19 protein-coding genes and 1 pseudogene are annotated in these 19,608 nt (G+C 71.3%); 13 read left to right on the top strand and 7 right to left on the bottom strand.

Annotation, left to right across the window (positions count from 1 at the left end; translation table 11 throughout):
* From CCN39_RS04825 to CCN39_RS04815, 3 genes are all read left to right on the top strand, one after another.
* The coding region (locus tag CCN39_RS04825) for a dihydrodipicolinate synthase family protein (RefSeq protein WP_208630142.1) at window positions 1-540 on the top strand (540 nt) is incomplete at its 5' end.
* Window positions 537-2,234, top strand: a complete 1,698-nt coding sequence (locus tag CCN39_RS04820) for a ribonuclease J (RefSeq protein WP_167454980.1) — start codon at window positions 537-539, stop codon at window positions 2,232-2,234. The genes CCN39_RS04825 and CCN39_RS04820, both read left to right, overlap by 4 nt.
* Before the next feature lie 154 nt (window positions 2,235-2,388).
* Window positions 2,389-4,032, top strand: coding sequence for a substrate-binding domain-containing protein (locus tag CCN39_RS04815; RefSeq protein ID WP_208630141.1), 1,644 nt, complete (start codon window positions 2,389-2,391; stop codon window positions 4,030-4,032).
* Between the two features lie 122 nt (window positions 4,033-4,154).
* On the opposite strand, the gene CCN39_RS04810 is transcribed toward CCN39_RS04815, so the two are convergent.
* Window positions 4,155-5,555 (bottom strand): amino acid permease, encoded by a 1,401-nt coding sequence (locus CCN39_RS04810; RefSeq protein ID WP_244210620.1) that lies wholly within the window; start codon window positions 5,553-5,555, stop codon window positions 4,155-4,157.
* A 53-nt stretch (window positions 5,556-5,608) separates the two neighbouring features.
* Window positions 5,609-6,488, bottom strand: a pseudogene (locus CCN39_RS04805) (EamA family transporter).
* A gap of 231 nt (window positions 6,489-6,719) precedes the next feature.
* Between CCN39_RS04805 and CCN39_RS04800 the strand changes: the two are divergent.
* Together CCN39_RS04800 and CCN39_RS04795 are read left to right on the top strand one after the other, a co-directional pair.
* Complete coding sequence (locus CCN39_RS04800; RefSeq protein ID WP_143263946.1) at window positions 6,720-7,166, top strand: hypothetical protein; 447 nt, start codon at window positions 6,720-6,722, stop codon at window positions 7,164-7,166.
* Window positions 7,167-7,327: 161 nt separating this feature from the next.
* Entirely contained in the window at window positions 7,328-7,915 is a 588-nt protein-coding gene (locus CCN39_RS04795) for a hypothetical protein (protein ID WP_086838734.1), read from the top strand.
* A 39-nt stretch (window positions 7,916-7,954) separates the two neighbouring features.
* Here CCN39_RS04795 and wrbA read toward each other — a convergent pair whose 3' ends face one another.
* Window positions 7,955-8,569 (bottom strand): NAD(P)H:quinone oxidoreductase, encoded by a 615-nt coding sequence (gene wrbA, locus CCN39_RS04790; RefSeq protein ID WP_086838732.1) that lies wholly within the window; start codon window positions 8,567-8,569, stop codon window positions 7,955-7,957.
* 33 nt (window positions 8,570-8,602) lie between these two features.
* The gene (locus CCN39_RS04785) at window positions 8,603-9,418 is read right to left on the bottom strand and encodes a lysophospholipid acyltransferase family protein (protein WP_086838730.1); all 816 of its coding nucleotides are present in this window, start codon (window positions 9,416-9,418) and stop codon (window positions 8,603-8,605) included.
* A gap of 156 nt (window positions 9,419-9,574) precedes the next feature.
* On the opposite strand from CCN39_RS04785, the gene CCN39_RS04780 reads away from it, so the two are divergent.
* Together CCN39_RS04780 and CCN39_RS51565 are read left to right on the top strand one after the other, a co-directional pair.
* Window positions 9,575-12,061, top strand: a complete 2,487-nt coding sequence (locus CCN39_RS04780) for a DNA translocase FtsK (protein ID WP_086838728.1) — start codon at window positions 9,575-9,577, stop codon at window positions 12,059-12,061.
* Window positions 12,062-12,100: 39 nt separating this feature from the next.
* The gene (locus tag CCN39_RS51565) at window positions 12,101-12,538 is read left to right on the top strand and encodes a hypothetical protein (RefSeq protein ID WP_244210619.1); all 438 of its coding nucleotides are present in this window, start codon (window positions 12,101-12,103) and stop codon (window positions 12,536-12,538) included.
* Here the strand turns inward: CCN39_RS51565 and CCN39_RS04770 are convergent.
* The 3 genes from CCN39_RS04770 to CCN39_RS04760 form a co-directional block, all read right to left on the bottom strand.
* A complete protein-coding gene (locus tag CCN39_RS04770) occupies window positions 12,531-13,142 on the bottom strand; it encodes a nitroreductase family protein (RefSeq protein ID WP_086838726.1) in 612 nt (203 codons plus the stop codon). The genes CCN39_RS51565 and CCN39_RS04770 overlap by 8 nt on opposite strands.
* Before the next feature lie 26 nt (window positions 13,143-13,168).
* Window positions 13,169-13,603, bottom strand: coding sequence for a phospholipase (locus CCN39_RS04765; protein ID WP_086838724.1), 435 nt, complete (start codon window positions 13,601-13,603; stop codon window positions 13,169-13,171).
* 89 nt (window positions 13,604-13,692) lie between these two features.
* Window positions 13,693-14,211, bottom strand: a complete 519-nt coding sequence (locus CCN39_RS04760; protein WP_208630140.1) for an amino-acid N-acetyltransferase — start codon at window positions 14,209-14,211, stop codon at window positions 13,693-13,695.
* An 87-nt stretch (window positions 14,212-14,298) separates the two neighbouring features.
* Between CCN39_RS04760 and rimO the strand changes: the two genes are divergently transcribed.
* The 6 genes from rimO to pspM all read left to right on the top strand — a co-directional run bounded on the left by rimO (window position 14,299) and on the right by pspM (window position 19,473).
* Window positions 14,299-15,735: a 30S ribosomal protein S12 methylthiotransferase RimO gene (gene rimO / locus CCN39_RS04755; protein WP_086838722.1), complete on the top strand. Its 1,437-nt coding sequence runs from the start codon at window positions 14,299-14,301 to the stop codon at window positions 15,733-15,735.
* Entirely contained in the window at window positions 15,732-16,373 is a 642-nt protein-coding gene (gene pgsA, locus CCN39_RS04750) for a CDP-diacylglycerol--glycerol-3-phosphate 3-phosphatidyltransferase (RefSeq protein WP_086838720.1), read from the top strand. The genes rimO and pgsA overlap by 4 nt, the downstream gene beginning before the upstream one ends.
* 2 nt (window positions 16,374-16,375) lie before the next feature.
* Window positions 16,376-16,837, top strand: a complete 462-nt coding sequence (locus tag CCN39_RS04745; protein WP_086838718.1) for a CinA family protein — start codon at window positions 16,376-16,378, stop codon at window positions 16,835-16,837.
* Window positions 16,838-16,936: 99 nt separating this feature from the next.
* Window positions 16,937-17,395, top strand: coding sequence for a helix-turn-helix domain-containing protein (locus CCN39_RS04740; RefSeq protein ID WP_167454979.1), 459 nt, complete (start codon window positions 16,937-16,939; stop codon window positions 17,393-17,395).
* 231 nt (window positions 17,396-17,626) lie between these two features.
* The gene (locus CCN39_RS04735; protein WP_086838714.1) at window positions 17,627-18,469 is read left to right on the top strand and encodes a PspA/IM30 family protein; all 843 of its coding nucleotides are present in this window, start codon (window positions 17,627-17,629) and stop codon (window positions 18,467-18,469) included.
* Window positions 18,470-18,492: 23 nt separating this feature from the next.
* On the top strand, window positions 18,493-19,473 hold the full coding sequence (pspM, locus tag CCN39_RS04730) for a phage shock envelope stress response protein PspM (protein WP_086838713.1): 981 nt from the start codon (window positions 18,493-18,495) through the stop codon (window positions 19,471-19,473).
* Window positions 19,474-19,608 lie beyond the last annotated feature (135 nt).

Raw genomic sequence — 19,608 nt, 5'->3', positions numbered from 1 at the left:
CTGCTGCGGCTGGCCGAGCACCCCCGGATCGTCGCGGTCAAGGACGCCAAGGGCGACCTCATCGCCGGCTCCGAGGTGATCGCCAACACCCACCTCGCCTACTACTCGGGTGACGACGGCCTGAACCTGCCGTGGATCTCCGTCGGCGGCGTCGGCGTGGTGAGTGTGATCGGTCACGTCGTCGCGGGCCGGATCCGCGCGATGATCGACGCCTACGAGAACGGTGACACCTCCACCGCGCGCACCAACCACCGCGGCATGCTTCCGGTGCTGCGCGCGATGTCGCGGGTCGGCGGGGTCGCCTTCAGCAAGGCGGCGCTGCGGCTGCGCGGCTTCGACATCGGCGACCCGCGGCTGCCGATCGTCGCGCCGACCACCGAGCAGACGGCCCTGATCGCCGGTGATCTTGCCCAGGGCGGCGTGCCGCTGGGCGACACGGCGGCCCAGGACTGGCATGGTGAGCGGGTGGCACAAGCAGATTCGCGAGCGGCCTACATCGCGCCGACCTCGCACACCAGCGTTGGGACCCTGCCTCGGTGAGCTCACTTCCCCAAGGTCCAGGCCCCACCAACGCCCCGCCCGCACTGCCCGAGGGGGCCCTGCGCGTCGTCGCGCTCGGCGGCATCGGCGAAGTCGGGCGCAACATGACCGTCTTCGAGTTCGGCGGCCGCCTGCTCATCGTCGACTGCGGGGTGCTCTTCCCCGAGGACGACCAGCCCGGCGTCGACCTGATCCTGCCCGACTTCCGCGCGATCGAGGACCGCCTCGACGACATCGACGGCCTGGTGCTCACCCACGGGCACGAGGACCACATCGGTGCCGTCCCGTTCCTCCTGCGCCTGCGGCCGGACCTGCCGATCTACGGCTCGAAGTTCACCAACGCCCTGCTCGCGGCCAAGGCCAAGGAGCACCGGCAGCGGCCGAAGCTGATCGAGGTCCGCGAGGGCGAGCGCCGCGACGTCGGCGTCTTCAACCTCGAGTTCTTCGCGGTCAACCACTCGATCCCGGACGCGCTCGCGGTCGCGATCCGCACCCCGGCGGGCGTCGTCCTGCACACCGGCGACATCAAGCTCGACCAGCTGCCGCTGGACGGGCGCCTCACCGACCTGGCCGGGTTCTCCCGGCTCGGCGACGAGGGTGTCGACCTGTTCTGCGTCGACTCGACCAACGCCGAGGTGCCCGGGTTCGTCATGCCCGAGCGCGACATCGGCCCGGTCCTCGACGACGTCGTTCGCAAGGTCGACCAGCGCGTGATCGTGGCCTGCTTCGCCAGCCACGTCCACCGGGTCCAGCAGGTGCTCGACGCCGCCCAGCGGCACGGGCGCCGGATCGCGTTCGTCGGCCGGTCGATGGTCCGGAACATGGGCATCGCCGCCGACCTGGGGCTGCTGAACGTGCCGGAGGGCCTGCTCGTCGACCTCGACCAGGCGAGCACCCTGCCGGAGAGCAAGGTCCTGTTCGTCTCGACGGGGTCGCAGGGCGAGCCGCTCTCGGCGCTGTCGCGGATGGCGCGCGGCGAGCACCGGCAGATCTCGATCCGCGCGGGTGACACGGTCGTGCTGGCCAGCTCGATGATCCCGGGCAACGAGACAGCGGTGTTCGGCGTGGTCAACGGCCTGACCCGGCTCGGCGCGAACGTCGTCCACCAGGGCAACGCGAAGGTCCACGTGTCCGGCCACGCGTCGGCGGGCGAGCTGCTGTACCTGTACAACGCGGTGCGCCCGAGCAACGTGATGCCGGTCCACGGCGAGTGGAAGCACCTGCGCGCGAACGGCGAGCTGGCGATCCGCACCGGCGTCGCCCCGGAGAACGTGGTCATCGCCGAGGACGGCGTGGTCGTGGACCTCGTGGACGGCAAGGCGTCCCGCACCGGCCGCGTCGAGGTCGGGCACGTGTACGTCGACGGCCTGTCGGTCGGCGACGTCGGGGAGTCGACGTTGTCGGACAGGCTGGTCCTCGGCGAGGGCGGGTTCATCTCGATCAGCGTCGCGGTGGACTCCAGCTCGGGCCGCGCGGTCAGCAGCCCCACGGTGTCCGGCCGCGGCTTCTCCGACGACCCGAAGGCGCTCGCCGCCGTCGTGCCGCTGGTGGAGATGGAGCTGGCGCGCACGGAGGCCGAGGGCATCACCGACACGCACCGGATCGCGCAGGCGGTCCGCCGGGTGGTGGGCCGCTGGGTGGCCGACACCTACCGCCGCCGCCCGATGATCGTCCCGACGGTCATCCCGGTCTAGACCCTTCCGCCAGGCGGCCTTCGGTGCGGTGACCGCACCGGAGGCCGCCTTCGGCGTGAGTTGGCCCGTCTGTTACGCCGTCCGGCCCACGAGCGACCGCTTTGGCGCGGGATAACCTTGATCCCACCCCGCCTCCCGCAGAGAGGCCGCGCCGATGGGACGTCATTCGGACGGCAGACGACGCCGGCTGCTCGTGCCCGCCCTCGCGACCGGACTCGTGCTCGTCCTCGGGGCCGCCGCGTGGGCGACCGTGACGACCGTGCGTGCCCGGCCGGCGTGCGAGCAGCCCGCGAAGGTCCTCGTCACCGCGTCGCCGGACATCGCGCCCGCGCTGTCGCTCGTCGTGCACGCCCTCGACCTGCAGTGCGGCAGCATCGAGATCCAGACGCGGGAGGCGACGCTGGCGGCCGAGCGGCTCGCCATCTCGGACGGCAGCCCGCGGCCGCAGGTCTGGGTGCCGGACTCGACGCTCGCGCTGCGCCGTGCCCACCAGCTCGGCGCGGCCGACGTCCCCGAAACCGGGGCGTCGGTGGCGAGCTCGCCGGTGGTGCTCGCGGTCGCCGCGGACGTCGCCAAGGGCCTCGGCTGGCCCGACCGCGTGCCCACCTGGGCGGAGGCGCTGGCGGCGCCGGGCCTGGTGCCGGGAATGTCCGACCCGGCGCGTGACGCGGTCGGCGCGATGGCGCTGCTCGGGCTGCGGGACAGCGTCAAGGCGGCACGGGAGCCGTCGGGCGCGTACGTGGCGACGCTGCGGCGTTTCTCGGCCAACACGCTCGGCGCGGAGACGGAGCTGATCGCCCGGCTGCCGGGCTCGAGCGACAGCGGTGGCGCGGCCGCGGTGACGGCGTTCCCCGCGTCGGAGAGTTCGCTGCTGCGCCACAACGTCGAGGACTCGAAGTCCCCGCTGGTCGCCGTCTATTCGACTGCGGTGCCGACCCTGGACTACCCGTTCGCGGAGCTGGGCCGGATCACCCCGCAGCAGCGCCCGATCGTCCAGGCGCTGCGCGACGCGGTGCTCGGCGACCCGGGAGCGGACGCGATCGCCCGCACGGGCCTGCGCGCGGCGGGCGGCCAGGCGCTGCGCGACCACACGGACGACCCGAGGGTGCAGCCGCAGGGCATCCGGGCGGCGAACCTCCCGTCCGGGCCGGAGGTCGACGAGCTGCTCAACCAGTGGGCGGGCATCAACCTGAGCGCGCGGGTCCAGGTGCTGATCGACGTGTCGGGCTCGATGAACGCGCAGGTCCCGGGAACGAACCTGACCCGCATGCAGGTGACGATGCAGGCGGCGGCCAAGGCGATGCACCTGTTCAAGCCGGCGACCCAGCTGCGGATGCTGGCGTTCTCGACCCGCCTGGACGGCGACAAGGACTACCGCGAGCTGCTCCCGATGGCCCCGGTCGCCCAGCACCTGGCCGGCGGAGCACTGGAGAAGCTCGGTCAGGTGACGGCCACCCCGGACGGCGGAACGGGCCTGTACGACAGCGTGCTGGACACGTACCGCACGGCGCGTCGCGAGTGGGAGCCGGGCCGCTTGAACCTGGTGATCGTGATGACGGACGGCCGCAACGAGGACCCGCGCGGGGTGTCCCGGCCGGAGCTGCTGGCGGAGCTGGCGAAGCTGCAGGACGCCCGCCGCCCGATCCCGCTGATCGGCGTGGGCATCGGCCCGGACGCGGACAAACCGGAACTCGACCAGCTGACAGCGGCAACCGGCGGCCAGGCGTTCCTGGCCCCGGACCCGGCCAAGATCACGGACGTGTTCTTCGGGGCCCTGTCCCGCATCGCCGGCGGCTGAGGCCCGGTGACCAGACCCGCATCTCACGTGACCAGACCCGGAACTCACGTGATTGGAGCCGGAACTCGCGACTTCCGGCTTCAATCACGCGAGATCCGGGCTCAATCACGCGAGATCCGGGTTCAGTCACGCGAGATCGGTGTGGAATCACGGGACGAGCGGTGGCGGATGAGGGCGTAGACGCCGAGGATCACCGCCAGGCTGATCAGGCTCAGGTACAGCTGTGCCCGCGCGTCCTCGTCCACGAACAGCATCGATGCCACCACGACCAGCGTCAGCACCAGCGTGACCCAGCTCAGCCAGGGGTAGCCCCACATCCGCAGCTTCAGCTTCTCCGGCGCCGAGGCTTCGAGGGAACGTCGCATCCTGATCTGGGAGCCGCAGATGATCGCGTACACGAACAGCGCCACCGCGCCCGCCGAATTGATGATGAAGTAGAAGATCTTGTCCGGGGACACGTAACTCATCACCACCGCCACGTACCCGATCGACGTCGACGCCAGGATCGCCTTCCACGGCACGCCTCGCGTGTTCGTGTCCGCGACCCAGCCCGGTGCCCAGCCGTGGCGGCGCAGGGCGAACAGCATCCGGGATGCCGTGTACAGCCCCGAATTCAGCACCGACAACGCCGCCGTCAGGACGACCGCCGACACGATGGTCGACGCCGCCGGGACGCCGAAGCGGCCGAACGCCGCCGCGAACGGGCTCGTCTCGCTCGGGATTTCGCGCCACGGCGTGATCATCACCAGCAGGGCCACCGAACCCACGTAGAACACGATCACCCGCCAGACGATCGTCGAGGTCGCCTTGCGGACCGCCGTCTCCGGCTGGTCGGACTCCGCCGCCGCGATCGTGACGATCTCCGCGCCGAAGTACGAGAAGATCACGATGACCACGCCGTGCACCACCGAAAACGGCCCGTTGGCGACGAAGCCGTCGAGGCCGATGTTGCCGACGGAGAAGTGCGCGTCCGGCCAGAGCCCGAGCACGAACAGCGTCCCGAGCACCAGGAACACGACGATGGTGGCGACCTTGATCGAGGCCAGCCAGAACTCCGTCTCGCCGAAGGAGCGCGCCGACGCCAGGTTCGTCGCCGTCAGCAGCAGCATCAGCGCCAGCGAGAACACCCACTGCGGGACGCCGGGGATCCAGCCCTGCAGGATCTTCGCGCCCGCGACGGCCTCGAACGCGACCACGCCGACCCAGAAGTACCAGTACAGCCAGCCGATGGTGAAGCCCGCCCAGCCGCCGAGCGAGTCGCGCGCGTACTCCATGAACGAGCCCAGCGCCGGCGCCGCGGTCGCCATCTCGCCGAGCATCCGCATCACCAGCACGACGAGCAGCCCGCCGATGGCGTAGGACAGCACGGCGGCCGGGCCGACGGTGTGGATCACCGCGCCGCTGCCGATGAACAGGCTCGCGCCGATGATGCCGCCGAGGGCGATCATCCGGACGTGCCGCTGCCGCAGGTCGGGCCGCAGCCCGGACTTCGTCGCCAAGGTGCTTCCTCCCCGGGTGGGCATCGATCGCGGGAATTCTCCACCCGGCCGAAGCCGGACGCAGAATTTGCGCAAGCTCAGCGGGTGAGGATCTCCGAGTAGCGCTGCACGATGTAGGCGCCGCCCAGCAGGATCGCCGCGCCGAGCAGCTGCGGCCAGGCGAGCTGCTCGCCGATGAGCACCCACGCGGCGACCGTCGTGATCACCGGTTCGACCAGCCCGAGCACGCTCGCCACCGACGCGGGCAGGTGCCGCAGCGCCGAGATGCCGCAGACGTACGCGAGGACCGTCGCGACCAGCACCAGCAGGGTCAGCAGCAGCCACACCGGCGGGTGCCAGGCGCCGAACCCGACCGGCACGTCGAGCAGCGCGGCCGGCCACGTCCACGGCGGCGCGACGAAGCTGATCGCGACCGCGCCGACCACCATGCCCCAGGTGACCAGGCCCAGCGGGTCGATGCCGGCCACCGCGCGTTCGCCGAGCAGGAAGTATCCGGCCGAGCACAGCGCCGCGCCGAAGCCGGCCAGCAGGCCCAGCCCGTCGAGCGTGACGCCTTCCCAGACCTGGGCGACCAGCGCGAGCCCGGCCATGGCCAGCGCGATGCCGCCCCAGACCGCCCGCGGCAGCCGGTGCCGCCGCACGAACCGCACCCACAGGGCGATCAGCACCGGCGAGACGAACTCCAGCAGGATGGCGATCCCGACCGGGATCCGCCCCGCGGCGACGAAGTACAGCAGTTGCACACCGGCGACGCCGAGCAGGCCGTACCCGGCCAGGACGGGCAGCTCCGCCCGGCGCACCCGCAGCTTCCGCGGCGCGGATCGCGCTGGCCGACATCACGGACTTGCCGAGGGTGCCGGACGTGCTGAAGAACAGGGCGGCGAGGAGGACGTAGGCGGTCCCCCGGCCCCGGTGGGCGACCCGGGGCGGCGCGAGGACGGGGAGTTCGGTGGTCACCACCGCGACTGTAGGTGGCCCGGCGTGACCGCCGAAATGATTTTCCCGGTTATGCCGGTCACCCGGGCGCCGAGTCCGTTTCGTTACGTCCGGGCCGGAACCGGGCCGGGGGGCAGGCGTCTTCCGGATGTCTCGAGAAACCGGGGACCCCGCGATTCATTCGGCGGGGAGTGAGTTTCTTTTTTCATTCTCGTACGCATTCGGTGTGCGATGAATCCTGGAGGGGAAATCATGCGAAGAGTTCTTGCCGCGGTGGGTGTGGCCGCTGGTTGCGTGCTGCTGTCGCCGGTCGTGGTGTCGGCCGCGGAAGCGGAAAACCCGACGATGAAGGTCACGGTGTCGGGGGGCACGGTGACCATCACGGCGCTGTGCGACCTCGGTGGCGACCTGGCCGAAGGGGGTTACGCCAAGCCGCGTGGGCACGAGCCGATCGGCTGGGGTGTCATGAAGGAGAACGGGAAGAAGCGGTCCATCACGTTCACCGGGGTGCGGCCGGGCAGCTACGTCGCCTCGATGTTCTGCCACAAGGGCGGGCCCGGCTCCGGGGGTGCCGTGCGGAACTTCACCGTCGGGAAGCCCGCCAAGGCGAAGCCCGCGCCGCAGGTCGCGGTGAAGCCGCAGGGTGCGCCGCAGACCGGCGGGGGCCCGGCCGACGGCGAATCCGCCGCCCGGCACTGAGCCGTCCGGGTGCCGCCGACCGGCGGCACCCGGACTGTCCGAAGAGGACTCGTTCGGGCGAGTCCGTTTCGTTACGTCCGGGTGGCAACCGCCGGTCCGGAACCGGGCGTCTCCAAGAGGCTCGCACGCAGTTGCCGTGCGAGGATCCTGGAGGTGAAACAATGCGAAGAACCTTGGTCGCCGCTGGTGTTTCCGCCGGCTGCGTGCTGCTGACGCCAATCGCGGCTTCGGCCGACGAACCGATCCCGGGCAAACCGACGACGATGAGTGTTTCGGTGTCGGGAAACTCGGTGACCATCATGGGTACGTGTGCGGTCAGTGGTGTCGATGCCGTGGCGAGCTACGACGTTTACCGCGGCCAGGAGCCGAAGCAGTCCGGTCTGATGTACCGGAACGGGAAGCGGTATTCCATCACGTTCGGCGGGGTGTGGCCGGGCTGGTACGTGGCCACCATGCAGTGCCTCGACGGCGGCAACGGCAGCGCTTACCGGACCTTCTCCGTCGGGATCCTCGACACGCCGACACCGACACCGACACCGACTCCGACGCCCGCCAAGCCGACGCCGAAACCCGCGAAACCGAAGCCGAAGCCCGCGCCGCAGGTCGTGGTCAAGCCACAGGGCGCGCCGCAGACCGGCGGTGGCCCGGCCGATGACGGATCCGCCGCCCCGGCGCTCGTCGCGGGCGGCGCGATCGTCCTCGTCGGTGCCGGTGGGGCCTGGGCCCTGCGCCGCCGGGCCAAGCGCTGAACCGATGTCCGGGTGCCACTCCCGGGTGGCACCCGTCGGTCACTCCGCGCGCTTCAGCCCGGTCGCCACGTGCGTGGTGACGGTGGCCAGCCGCCGCCCCTGCAGCCGCAGGGCGTCGATCGCCACCTCGTCCGGCGCCGCCGACTTCCGGGACACGAACGAGCCGCCGTACGGGTTGCCGGACTCCTTGAGGTGCGGATCCGTGTAGCCGAGCGGCACCACGATCGCGCCCCAGTGGTAGAAGACGTTGTTGATCGCCAGCAGGGTCGACTCGAGACCGCCGTGCGCGGTGGACGCCGTCGTGAACGACGTCGCCACCTTGTCCGCCAGCTTTCCCTGGGCCCACAAGCCACCCGTACTGTCCAAATAGGACTTGAGCTGGGCGGCGGGCCCGCCGAACCGGGTGGGGCTGCCGACGGCGAGCCCGTCGGCCCACTCGAGGTCGCCGAGGGTGGCGAGCTCGTGGTGCGGGCCGGCGTCCACCCAGGCCTGCCAGCGCGGGTTCCGCGCGATGGCGTCGGCGGGCACGGTCTCGGGCACGGTCCGCACGCGCACGTCGGCCCCGGTCTCGCGCGCGCCCGCGGCGAGCGACTCGGCGAGGGCGGCGGTGTTCCCGGTCGAGCTGTAGTAGACGACGAGTATCCGTGTGCTCACGTCGCCGACTCTAGGGGCGCCGCCCCGCGTGTCTCACAGTACGGACGGCGGCTTCCAGGGGCTGACGGTGTCGGTCGGCCGCGTCGGGTCGTGGAACTTGGGCCGGTCGAGCTCGTCGCGGCGCAGCGGGACGAGGCCGTCGGTGATCGCCTGCATGATCTTCGCGTGCGCGCGCACTCCCGCGCCCGGCCGCCCCGGCTCGACGTCCGACAGGTCGACGGGGTCGCCGAAGTGCACCCGGAACTTCGGCCGGCGCAGCGGAGCGCTCAGCCCCGAGCGGGCCAGCGGCACCAGGTCGGCCGGGCCGTTGACGGTCTCGGTGCCCCAGTAGACGGCTTCGTGCGCGCCCCACTGGCTGATCGGGATCACCGGCACGCCCGCCGCCAGCGCCAGCCGCGCCGCGCCGGTCTTGCCGCGCTCCGGCCACAGGCCCGGGTCGTGGCTGATCCGGCCCTCCGGGTAGACGATGATCGGCTCGCGCGTGGTCTTCATCGCCTCGACGGCCTCGGCGAACTGTCCGACGGCGGTCCCGGCGTGCTTGCGGTCGACCCGCAGGTGCCCGCTGACCCGCAGCGCCGGCCCGATGACGGGTGCGTCGAGGATGCCGCCGGCCAGCATGAACCGCGGGTTGATGCCGATCCGCTTGCACGCCGCCATCAGCACGAACGCGTCGAACACGCCGATGTGGTTCGCGGCCATCAGCAGCGGCCGCCCGCGCAGCTGGGCGGGCACCCGGCCGGTGACCGTCAGCCGCCCGACGAGGTTCACCAGCCCGCGGTCGATGTTCAGCATGGTCCGCCAGATGGCGGGAGCACGGCGGGGCGGTTCGGCGGTGCGCAGCGCGAGCATGGGCAGAGCATGGCAGACGCCGATTTCACCCTTTTGCGCACCGGCCGGGGGCGGTTCACCCGGATGGCCGCTCAACCTCGGATGTGAGGCAGAAGTTCACCGAGGGCCGAGAGTGGCGCGTGGGACGAACCGCCCCGGCCGGTTACCGTAAAAGGCATGGCTGGGTCGGCGACGAGGAAGAGAAGCACGGGAAGCGGCGCGAGGGGGGCAGCGGCGCGTAAGCCGCGTACACCCGCGAAGTCCCGCCCGGCCGCTCGCAAACCCGCTCCACGCTCCCGCCGCAAGACGCCCGGGATCTTCGGCAAGGGCGTCCGCGGCACCTGGAACCTGCTGGCCAAGGGCCTCGGCACGCTGGCCAGGACGGTCGGCCGCACCCGCGAACTCGAGGCCGAGCACCGCCGCGACGGCCTCGCGCTGGGCCTGATCGGCCTGGGCATCGTCGCGGCCGTCGGCGTCTGGTGGCGGGCGGCCGGGCCGATCGGCACCGGGGTGGAGATCGCCACCCGGACCGTGCTCGGCGCCGGGGCCGTCACCCTGCCGCTGGTCCTGGTCGTCGTCGCCGTCGCGCTGATGCGGTCCGAGCCGCACCCGGAGACGCGGCCGCGGATGGTGGTCGGCACGATCATGGTCGTCCTGTCGGTGCTCGGGATGCTGCACATCTTCACCGCGCTGCCCGAGACCAACGACGGCCGGATGTACGCCGGCGGCATCGTCGGCGCCTTCTCCGGCGGCCTGCTCACCATGGGCGTCACCACCTGGGTCGCCGTGCCGCTGCTGATCCTCGCCCTGTTCTTCGGCGTGCTCGTGTTCACCGGCACGCCGGTCCGCGAGATCCCGCACCGGCTGCGCAACTGGGGCCTGGACGAGGAGGAGCTCGCCGAGGCCGAAGCGCAGCGCTCGGGCTTCGCGACCGACGAAGAGAAGGTCACCGACGCCGACCCGAAGTCCGCGCGGCTGCGCAAGCCGTCGCGGCGGCGCCAGGCCAGCGAAGCCGATCCCGAGCAGCTGGACATCGACGCGATGCTGGCCGAGGCGCCGACGCCGATCAAGCCGCCCAAGCCCAAGCCCGCGCCCGAGGTCGTCGAGAAGAAGCCGAAGAAGGCCCCGGAACCGCCGCTCGCGGTCACCCGCACGGTCGAAGGCGACTACCAGCTCCCGCCGCCCGACCTGCTGAAGCTCGGCGACGCGCCGAAGTCCCGCAGCAAGGCCAACGACGCCATGATCGAGGCGATCACCGGCGTGCTGGAGCAGTTCAACGTCGACGCGCAGGTCACCGGCTTCACCCGCGGCCCGACGGTCACCCGCTACGAGGTCGAGCTCGGCCCGGGCGTGAAGGTCGAGAAGATCACCGCGCTGACCAAGAACATCGCCTACGCGGTGGCCACCGACAACGTCCGCCTGCTGGCGCCGATCCCGGGCAAGTCCGCGGTCGGCATCGAGGTGCCCAACTCCGACCGCGAGATGGTCCGCCTGGGTGACGTCCTGCGCGCGCCGACCACGGTCAAGGACAACCACCCGATGGTGATCGGCCTCGGCAAGGACATCGAGGGCCACTTCGTCACCGCGAACCTGACGAAGATGCCGCACCTGCTGGTCGCGGGTTCGACCGGTTCCGGTAAGTCGAGCTTCGTCAACTCGATGCTGGTGTCGCTGCTCGCGCGCTCGACGCCGGACGAGTGCCGGATGATCCTGATCGACCCCAAGATGGTCGAGCTGACGCCGTACGAGGGCATCCCGCACCTGATCACGCCCATCATCACCCAGCCGAAGAAGGCCGCCGCCGCGCTGGCCTGGCTGGTGGAGGAGATGGAACAGCGCTACCAGGACATGCAGGTCAACAAGGTCCGGCACATCGACGACTACAACAAGAAGGTGCGCTCGGGCGAGATCACCGCGCCGCCGGGGTCCGAGCGCGAGTACCGGCCGTACCCGTACATCATGGCGATCGTCGACGAGCTCGCCGACCTGATGATGACCGCCCCGCGCGACGTCGAGGACGCGATCGTCCGCATCACCCAGAAGGCGCGCGCGGCGGGCATCCACCTGGTCCTGGCCACGCAGCGGCCGTCGGTCGACGTCGTGACCGGCCTGATCAAGACCAACGTGCCTTCGCGGCTGGCCTTCGCGACGTCGTCGCTGACCGACTCGCGGGTGATCCTGGACCAGCCGGGCGCGGAGAAGCTGATCGGCATGGGCGACGCGCTCTACCTGCCGATGGGGGCGGGCAAGCCGGTCCGCATCCAGGGCGCGTTCGTCGGCGACGAGGAGATCGCCGCGGTCGTCAACTACGCGAAGGAGCAGGCGCAGCCGGAGTACCAGGACGGCGTCACGGCCCAGAAGGCGGGCGAGAAGAAGGAGATCGACCCGGACATCGGGGACGATCTGGACGTCCTGCTGCAGGCGGCGGAGCTGATCGTGACGTCCCAGTTCGGCTCGACGTCGATGCTGCAGCGGAAGCTGCGGGTCGGGTTCGCGAAGGCCGGCCGGCTGATGGACCTGCTGGAGAGCCGCGGCGTGGTGGGCCCGTCGGAGGGCTCGAAGGCCCGTGACGTGCTGATCAAGCCGGAGGAACTGGAGTCGGTCCTGTTCATGATCCGCGGCGGCGGCCCGGTGGACGCCGACGCGAGCGACGACGACGAGTAGCCGGTGCAACCCCGGCTCGATCCGTTCCGTCCACAGCACGTGGACCTACAGCGATTCGTAGCCGGACTGTTCGCCTTCGCCGTCGTCACGGTGGGCGCCGGGAGCTCGGTCGCCGCCGGGCAGCCCGCTGCTCCCGGGCCCGCCCCGACGCCGTCCCCGAGCACGGTCAGCACCCCGGCCGGGCAGGACGTCACCCTGCGGCTCGGCCAGGAGGCCGCCGTGCAGGGGAAGGACCTGACCGTGCGGTTCACCCGGGTCGTCGCCGACTCGCGGTGCCGGCCCGGGATGCAGTGCATCTGGCAGGGGGAGGCCACGCTGGCGTTCCTGCTGAAGGAGCCCGGCCGCGGCGAGAGCACCACGGCCGAGCTCCACAGCGGCCCGCGCACCGGCCCGCAGTCGACGTCCTTCGCCGCCAGCCGGGTCGAGCTGGTCGCCGTCAGCGAAGACGGCGGGGAGGCCACCGTCCGGATCAGCTGAACGGCGTGCCCCAGTGGTCGAGGAAGGCCACTTCGGACAGCGGGGTGCGGGCGGCGGGCTTGAAGTCCGGCACCGTCGTGTACGCCACCGGCAGCAGCCCGGCCTGCGTGTGGCCCTCCGGGATGCCGAGGATCTCCGCGGCCTCCGCCTCCCGCGCCAGGTGGTAGGTCGTCAGCGTCGAGCCCAGCCCGCGCGAACGCAGCGCCAGCTGGAAGTTCCACACCGCCGGGAAGATGCCGCCGTAGAAGGCCGCGTCGGTCGCGTTGTCGCCGGCCGGGCGGCCGGCCAGGACCGGGATCACGAACACCGGGACCCGGTCGATCACCTCCAGGAGGTGCCGCCCGGACGCGAGCGCCCGCGGGTCGGCGTGCTTCGCCCGTTCCGCGAGGTAGGCCTCGCCCACCTCGCGGAACAGGACACCGAGCCGGTCCTTCACGCCTTGGTCGCGCACGACCAGCCAGCGCCACGCCTGGACGTTGCCCGGCGTCGGTGCCTGGAGCGCCAGGTTCAGGCACTCCTCCAGCACCCCGTGCTCGACCGGGCGGTCGAGGTCCAGCTTGCGGCGCACGGCGCGGGTCGTGCTGAGCAGGTGATCGATCTCCATGATCACCATCCTGGCCGGGCCCGGGCTCAGCCGCCGAACTTGCGGACCGCCTGGTAGTACGTCCAGGCCGCGCCCTTGCAGGCGATGTTGGACCCGCAGACGCTCTTCAGGTCGGAATACAGGTTGTCGTCGATCTTCAGCCGGTTCGCCGCGGTGAACCGGGCCTGCTTCTTGTAGTTGCGGTAGCCGAAGTCGTGCCGGTGGCAGCCCGGCAGGAACTGCCAGCCGAACGGCGTGTCCGGCGACCAGGAACAGCCGTCGGACGACCAGTCGAGCTGACCGGGGTAGGGCGCCTGGTTCCGGATCGTTTCGAAGCCGGAGAGGGACGTCGAGAAGAGGTACTGGTCGGTGATCGCCGGGATGTCGGCGGCCGCCGCGGTGCCGGTGCCCAGCAGGGCGCCCGCGCCGACAGAAACGGCCACCGTCACGGTGGCCCCCAGGTTCCGCAGTGTCGTGCGCATCGCTTTTCCCTTGCCGATCGGTGGACAAGTGCCCGATCAGCTTCCGGCAGCGCAGTGGCGCCCGTCACCGCCCGAAAGGAGGTTTTCACTCAGAGTTCGAGCAGCATGCGGGAATTGCCCAGGGTGTTCGGCTTGACGTAGGGCAGGTCGAGGAACTCCGCGACACCCGTGTCGTGCGACCGCCGCATCTCTTCGTAGACCTCGTGCGACACCGGGGTGCCGTCGATCTCGACGAACCCGTGCCCGGTGAAGAAGCTCGTTTCGAAGGTCAGCACGAACAGCCGCTTGAGACCCAGCTCACGTGCCTCGTCGATCAGCCGGGCGACGAGCACCCGCCCGACGCCCTGGCCGCGGACGGCCTTGTCGACCACGACCGTGCGCAGCTCGGCGATGTCCTCCCAGAGCACGTGCAGCGCGGCCGCCCCGACCACTTCGTCACCCACTTCGGCGACCCAGAACTCCTGGACGTCCTCGTACAGCGTGACCAGGTCCTTCTCCAGCAGGACCCGGCCCGCGTCCGAGTCGACCAGGGCCTTGATCTTGCGGACGTCGGCGATCCGGGCGCGGCGGACGTTCGGGAGGGGCGAGTCGGATGGCACGATCGTCAACCCTGCCACATTGCTCGGCGCGGGTGTTGTCACGACCGGGCTACGCCGTCGTCGGGTCGCCCGGGAGCGGCGGCTACCCTGAACGTCGTGCCTTCCCCTGCCACGGACCCAGCCGCCACCCGACGCGTCTCCCTGCTGACCCTGGGCTGCGCCCGCAACGAGGTCGACTCGGAGGAGCTGGCGGGCCGGCTCGCGGCCGGCGGCTGGGAGCTGGCGGCCGATCCGGAGGACTCCGACGTCGTGGTGGTCAACACCTGCGGCTTCGTCGAGTCGGCCAAAAAGGACTCCGTCGACACGCTGCTCGCCGCGTCCGACACGGGCAAGAAGGTCGTCGCCGTCGGCTGCATGGCCGAGCGCTACGGGCACGAGCTCGCCGACAGCCTCCCGGAGGCCGACGCGGTGCTGGGCTTCGACCACTACGCCGACCTCTCGGCGCGCCTCGACGACGTTGTCGCCGGCCGCAAGATCGCCTCGCACACGCCGGGCGACCGTCGCAAGCTGCTGCCGATCAGCCCGGTCGAGCGGCCCGCCGCCGCGGAGTCGGTCGAGGTCCCCGGCCACGCCCAGAAGGGCTGGGGCCCGCGGGTGCTGCGCACGCGCCTCGACGACTCGCCGGTGGCCGCGCTGAAGATCGCCTCCGGCTGCGACCGGCGCTGCTCGTTCTGCGCGATCCCGTCGTTCCGCGGGTCCTTCGTGTCGCGGCAGCCGGACGAGATCGTCGCCGAGGCGCTGTGGCTGGCCGAAAACGGCGTCAAGGAGCTGTTCCTGGTCAGCGAGAACTCGACGTCGTACGGCAAGGACTTCGGCCGCGACGGCGCCACCGCGCTGGAGCGGCTGCTGCCGCGGCTGGCGGAGATCGACGGCATCGAGCGCGTCCGCGTCTCCTACCTGCAGCCGGCCGAGACGCGCCCGCAGCTGGTCAAGGCGATCGCGACCACGCCGGGGGTCGCCGAGTACTTCGACCTGTCCTTCCAGCACTCCAGCGAGCAGGTGCTGCGCCGGATGCGGCGGTTCGGCTCGACCGACTCGTTCCTGGCGCTGTGCGAGCAGATCCGCGAGTACGCGCCCGAGGCCGGCATCCGGACCAACGTCATCGTCGGGTTCCCCGGCGAAACCGAGCACGACCTGAGCGAGCTCGAGCGGTTCCTGACCGGCGCCCGCCTCGACGCGGTGGGCGTCTTCGGCTACTCGGACGAGGACGGCACCGAGGCCGAGACCTTCGACGGCAAGCTCGACCCCGAAGAGGTCGCCCGCCGCGTCACCCGCATCTCGGCGCTGGTCGAGGAGCTGACCGCGCAGCGCGCCGAGGACCGGATCGGCACGGTCGTCGACGTCCTGGTGGAGCTGGACGACGACGGCGAGCTCACCGGCCGCGCGGCGCACCAGGCGCCGGAGGTCGACGGCGAGTGCGTCATCCTCGATGCGCCGGAGAAGGTGCAGGTCGGTGACTTCCTGCGCTGCGAGGTCGTCGATTCGGCGGGCGTGGACCTGATCGTCCGCGCGGTACCGGACGCCGACCGGTGAGTGCGCTCCCCAGCGATGCCGCCGACGAGGGCCTGGCCCGCGATACCGCCGCCCAGGTCCCCGAGCCGACCCCGGTCCCGACGCTCAACCTCGCGAACCTCCTGACGCTGTCCCGCCTGGTCCTGGTCCCGCTGTTCGTGGTCGCGCTGTTCGTCGGCGACGGTCACGACACGACCTGGCGCGCGATCGCGACCGGGCTGTTCGCGGTCGCTTCGGCCACCGACCAGCTCGACGGCTGGGTGGCCCGCAAGTACGGCCTGATCACGGACTTCGGCAAGATCGCCGACCCGATCGCGGACAAGGCGCTGACCGGCGCGGCGCTGGTCGGGCTGAGCGTGCTGGGCGAGCTCGGCTGGTGGGTCACGATCGTCATCGCGGTCCGCGAAATCGGCGTCACGCTGCTGAGGTTCTGGGTGATCCGGCACGGCGTGATCCCCGCCAGCCGCGGCGGGAAGGCCAAGACGATGGCCCAGATCGCGGCGATCGTGGCGTACCTGCTGCCGCTGCCGGCGGGGGCGGACCCGGTCCGGTGGGCGTTGATGGGGCTGGCGCTGGTGCTGACCGTCGTGACCGGCGTCGACTACCTGGTGCGCGCGGTGCGGCTGCGGGCCGCCGGACGCCGGGCCACCGGGAGCTGAGGGTGGACGAAAAAGCCCTGGTCGCGGCCCTGTCCGCGCGGGGCGAGACGCTCGCCGCGGCCGAGTCGCTGACCGCCGGGCTGGTCTGCGCCACCCTCGCGCGGGTGCCGGGGGCGAGCGCGGTGCTGCGTGGGGGACTGGTCGTCTACGCCACCGAGCTGAAGACCACGCTGGCCGGCGTCTCTCCGGAGTTGCTGGCCGAACACGGCGCGGTCCACCCCGAGGTGGCCGCCCAGCTGGCCGAGGGTGCCCGCGACCGGTGCGGCGCCACGTGGGGTCTCGGGCTCACCGGGGTGGCGGGACCGTCGGCGCAGGACGGCGTCGAACCGGGCACCGTGCACGTCGGGCTCGCCGGGCCGGGAACACGTACAGTCCGTACGCTGGCCTTGGACGGCGATCGTGACTTGATCAGGACCGAGTCGGTCTTGGCCGCGTTTGCCCTGCTCGGGGAACATCTGGGGTGAAACACGCGTTCGCCCTTGGCGTACGTGCACACCAACTCCTGCGCCCGGGGCGCCGCTCTGGGTAACGTAGGGGGTACTTGTTCGGAAGGGAGGCGCGTGATGACCGTGCTGTTGCGTGAGGCGATCGGTGATCGGCTCCGTCATGCCCGCACCAACCAGCGTCGTACGCTGCGCGACATCTCCCGCGCCGCCAGGGTCAGCCTCGGCTACCTCTCGGAGGTGGAACGGGGCCAGAAGGAGGCGTCGAGCGAGCTGCTCGCGTCCATCTGCCAGGCCCTGGACCTTCCGCTCGGCGAGCTGCTGCACAACGTGGCGGCGGACGTGTCGGCCCTCGACAACGTCGAGGTCCCACCGGTCGACGAGCGGATCGTGGAGGGCGCACCCCGGGAGAAGCGGGGCGCCGAGGCCTCGGCAGCCGGCATCGAAGGCGGCCGCCTGATGTCCGAGCTGATCGGCAACGACCTCGCCGACCTGCGGGTTTCCCCCGCACCGCGGATGAACACGACGCTGCGCACGACGATCGGCCAGCCCAAGCTGGCCTCGACGATCGCTGCCTAGTCACGAGTCGGACACGCGAACGACCCCGGGCAACCCGCCCGGGGTCGTTCGCGTTGCCTACGGGTAGTGATCAGGGGGATCCCTGAATTCGGCCGGGTCGCCTGGAACGGACGTGGCCGACCTGACACGATGGAACCCGACGCCGGGGTCGGAGCGTTGCACTTGCAGGGGAGCGACGCCCCACACCCCGAGTACCTAGGCCCGTGGGACGCAAGAAGGCAGGCGGAGGAGATGGCCAACCCGTTCGTGAAGTTCTGGAAGTACATGATGGCGGCGTTCTCGTCGAAGATCGATGAGCACGCCGACCCGAAGGTACAGATCCAGCAGGCCATCGAGGAGGCGCAGCGCAACCACCAGGCGCTGACGCAGCAGGCCGCCTCCGTGATCGGCAACCAGCGGCAGCTGGAGATGAAGCTCAACCGGCAGCTCGGCGACGTCGAAAAGCTGCAGGCCTCGACCCGGCAGGCCCTCGTCCTCGCGGACGAAGCGCGCTCCAAGGGTGACGAGCAGAAGGCCGTCGAGTTCGAGAACGCCGCGGAGAGCTTCGCCACGCAGCTCGTCACGGCCGAGCAGAACATCGAGGACCTGAAGACGCTGCACGACCAGTCGCTGCAGGCGGCGGCCCAGGCCAAGAAGGCCGTGGAGCGCAACTCGCAGATGCTGCAGCAGAAGCTGGCCGAGCGCACGAAGCTGCTCTCGCAGCTGGAGCAGGCGAAGATGCAGGAGCAGGTCTCCGCTTCGCTGAACCAGATGAGCCAGCTGGCCGCGCCGGGCAACACGCCGTCGCTGGAAGAGGTCCGCGACAAGATCGAGAAGCGCTACACCACGGCGCTGGGCTCGGCGGAGCTGGCGCAGAACTCGGTCCAGGGGCGCATGATGGAGGTCCAGGCTTCCACCACGCAGCTGGCCGGCCACTCGCGGCTCGAGCAGATCCGGTCGTCGATGCGCGGCGAGTCGGTCGCGCAGGTGACCGATGGCGGCAAGACGGCCCAGCAGCCCGCGAGCAGCTCGGCCGACATCCAGCGTGAGATCCAGGCGCGCGTGCAGGCCGAGCAGGGCAAGAACCCGGCCTGACGACTCCGGAGGGGGCGAGCACCATGGGGCAGCAGGGCAGACGGCGCGACTTCAGCGAGCTGAGCGCGAAGCTGGAGAAGCACATCGAGAAGCTGCCTGACTACGCCGTGCGCGCCCAGGAAAAGCTCCAGAAGGTGCAGAAGTACTTCCCGCCGGCCGACCAGGCCGGCGGGAAGCCCGCACGCCCCAACCCGTTGCAACGGCCGCCGGTCCGGCGGCCGGACATGACGGCCTCGCTGTCGTCCATGGCCAGCCAGGTCCCGGCGTTCGCCGAAGCCAGGGCCAAGTGGGACCGCTGGAACCACCCGGCGGCGAAGCTCGAACGCCGCAAGCGCCGGACGTCGAAGGCGTTGACGCTGTGGATCATCCTGACGATCCTGTGCGCGGTCGTGACGGTGGCCGCCGCGGTGGGCTGGCTCAGCCCGACCAGCGCCGCGATGATGCCGCAGGCGATCACGGCGTTCGCGGGAGCCGTCATCTTCGGCACGTTCAGCGTCCGCTCCGGCATGAAGCTGCGTGAACTCAAGCGCACCCCGATCCCCGCGGCACCGGCCGGCCCGCCGCCGCTGCCGCCGGCCCGCTCGGCGGCCCGCGAGCCGATGGAACGTCTCGCCGAGTGCGAGGCCTCGCTGACCGAGCTGCTGCGTCAGCTCTCGGTACCGTCTGCGCTCGGGACGCCGCCGGTCTCCGAAGTGTCCGTCGCGGACGCCCACCAGACGGCCACCGAAGCGGCCGCCGCGCTGCGCGGCCTGGCGGCCCGCATCCAGGCGATCGAGCGCGGCCGCGACTCCGCACCCGCCCGCGAGAAGGCGGCCCTGGACGCGGCGGTGGCCAAGCTCCGCGAGCAGCTCGAAGACGGCCTAGAGGGCTACCGCGGCCTGGTCGCCGCGGCCGGCCACACGGTCGCCGCCGCCGGCGACGGCCTGGTGACGTCCAAGCAGGCCCTCACCGACGCCACCGACCGCCTCGCCGGCCTGGCCATGGCCCTCCGCGAACTCCCCTGACCCCACCCCGCGTGATCCCGGGGTCGACACGCGTGATGGGGAGGTCGACACGCGTGATTGAAGGGACGACACGGCGAACCGGCCTCCGCACGGCGTGTCGACCCCGGAATCACGCGAGTCGACCCTCCAATCACG

This window comes from Amycolatopsis kentuckyensis (genome assembly GCF_002155975.1).
Taxonomy (GTDB): domain Bacteria; phylum Actinomycetota; class Actinomycetes; order Mycobacteriales; family Pseudonocardiaceae; genus Amycolatopsis; species Amycolatopsis kentuckyensis.
The sequence above is the reverse complement of the archived record's forward strand: the minus strand, read 5'-3'. Positions and strand labels throughout refer to the sequence as shown.

Coding starts and splice junctions, on each gene's coding strand:
- CCN39_RS04765 (WP_086838724.1), bottom strand. CDS start 13,603: ATGCGCACGACACTGCGGAACCTGGGGGCCACCGTGACGGTGGCCGTT.
- CCN39_RS04735 (WP_086838714.1), top strand. CDS start 17,627: ATGGCCAACCCGTTCGTGAAGTTCTGGAAGTACATGATGGCGGCGTTC.
- CCN39_RS04785 (WP_086838730.1), bottom strand. CDS start 9,418: ATGCTCGCGCTGCGCACCGCCGAACCGCCCCGCCGTGCTCCCGCCATC.
- pspM (WP_086838713.1), top strand. CDS start 18,493: ATGGGGCAGCAGGGCAGACGGCGCGACTTCAGCGAGCTGAGCGCGAAG.
- CCN39_RS04740 (WP_167454979.1), top strand. CDS start 16,937: ATGACCGTGCTGTTGCGTGAGGCGATCGGTGATCGGCTCCGTCATGCC.
- CCN39_RS04770 (WP_086838726.1), bottom strand. CDS start 13,142: ATGGAGATCGATCACCTGCTCAGCACGACCCGCGCCGTGCGCCGCAAG.
- CCN39_RS04810 (WP_244210620.1), bottom strand. CDS start 5,555: ATGCCCACCCGGGGAGGAAGCACCTTGGCGACGAAGTCCGGGCTGCGG.
- CCN39_RS04780 (WP_086838728.1), top strand. CDS start 9,575: ATGGCTGGGTCGGCGACGAGGAAGAGAAGCACGGGAAGCGGCGCGAGG.
- CCN39_RS04800 (WP_143263946.1), top strand. CDS start 6,720: ATGCGAAGAGTTCTTGCCGCGGTGGGTGTGGCCGCTGGTTGCGTGCTG.
- CCN39_RS04795 (WP_086838734.1), top strand. CDS start 7,328: ATGCGAAGAACCTTGGTCGCCGCTGGTGTTTCCGCCGGCTGCGTGCTG.
- CCN39_RS04815 (WP_208630141.1), top strand. CDS start 2,389: ATGGGACGTCATTCGGACGGCAGACGACGCCGGCTGCTCGTGCCCGCC.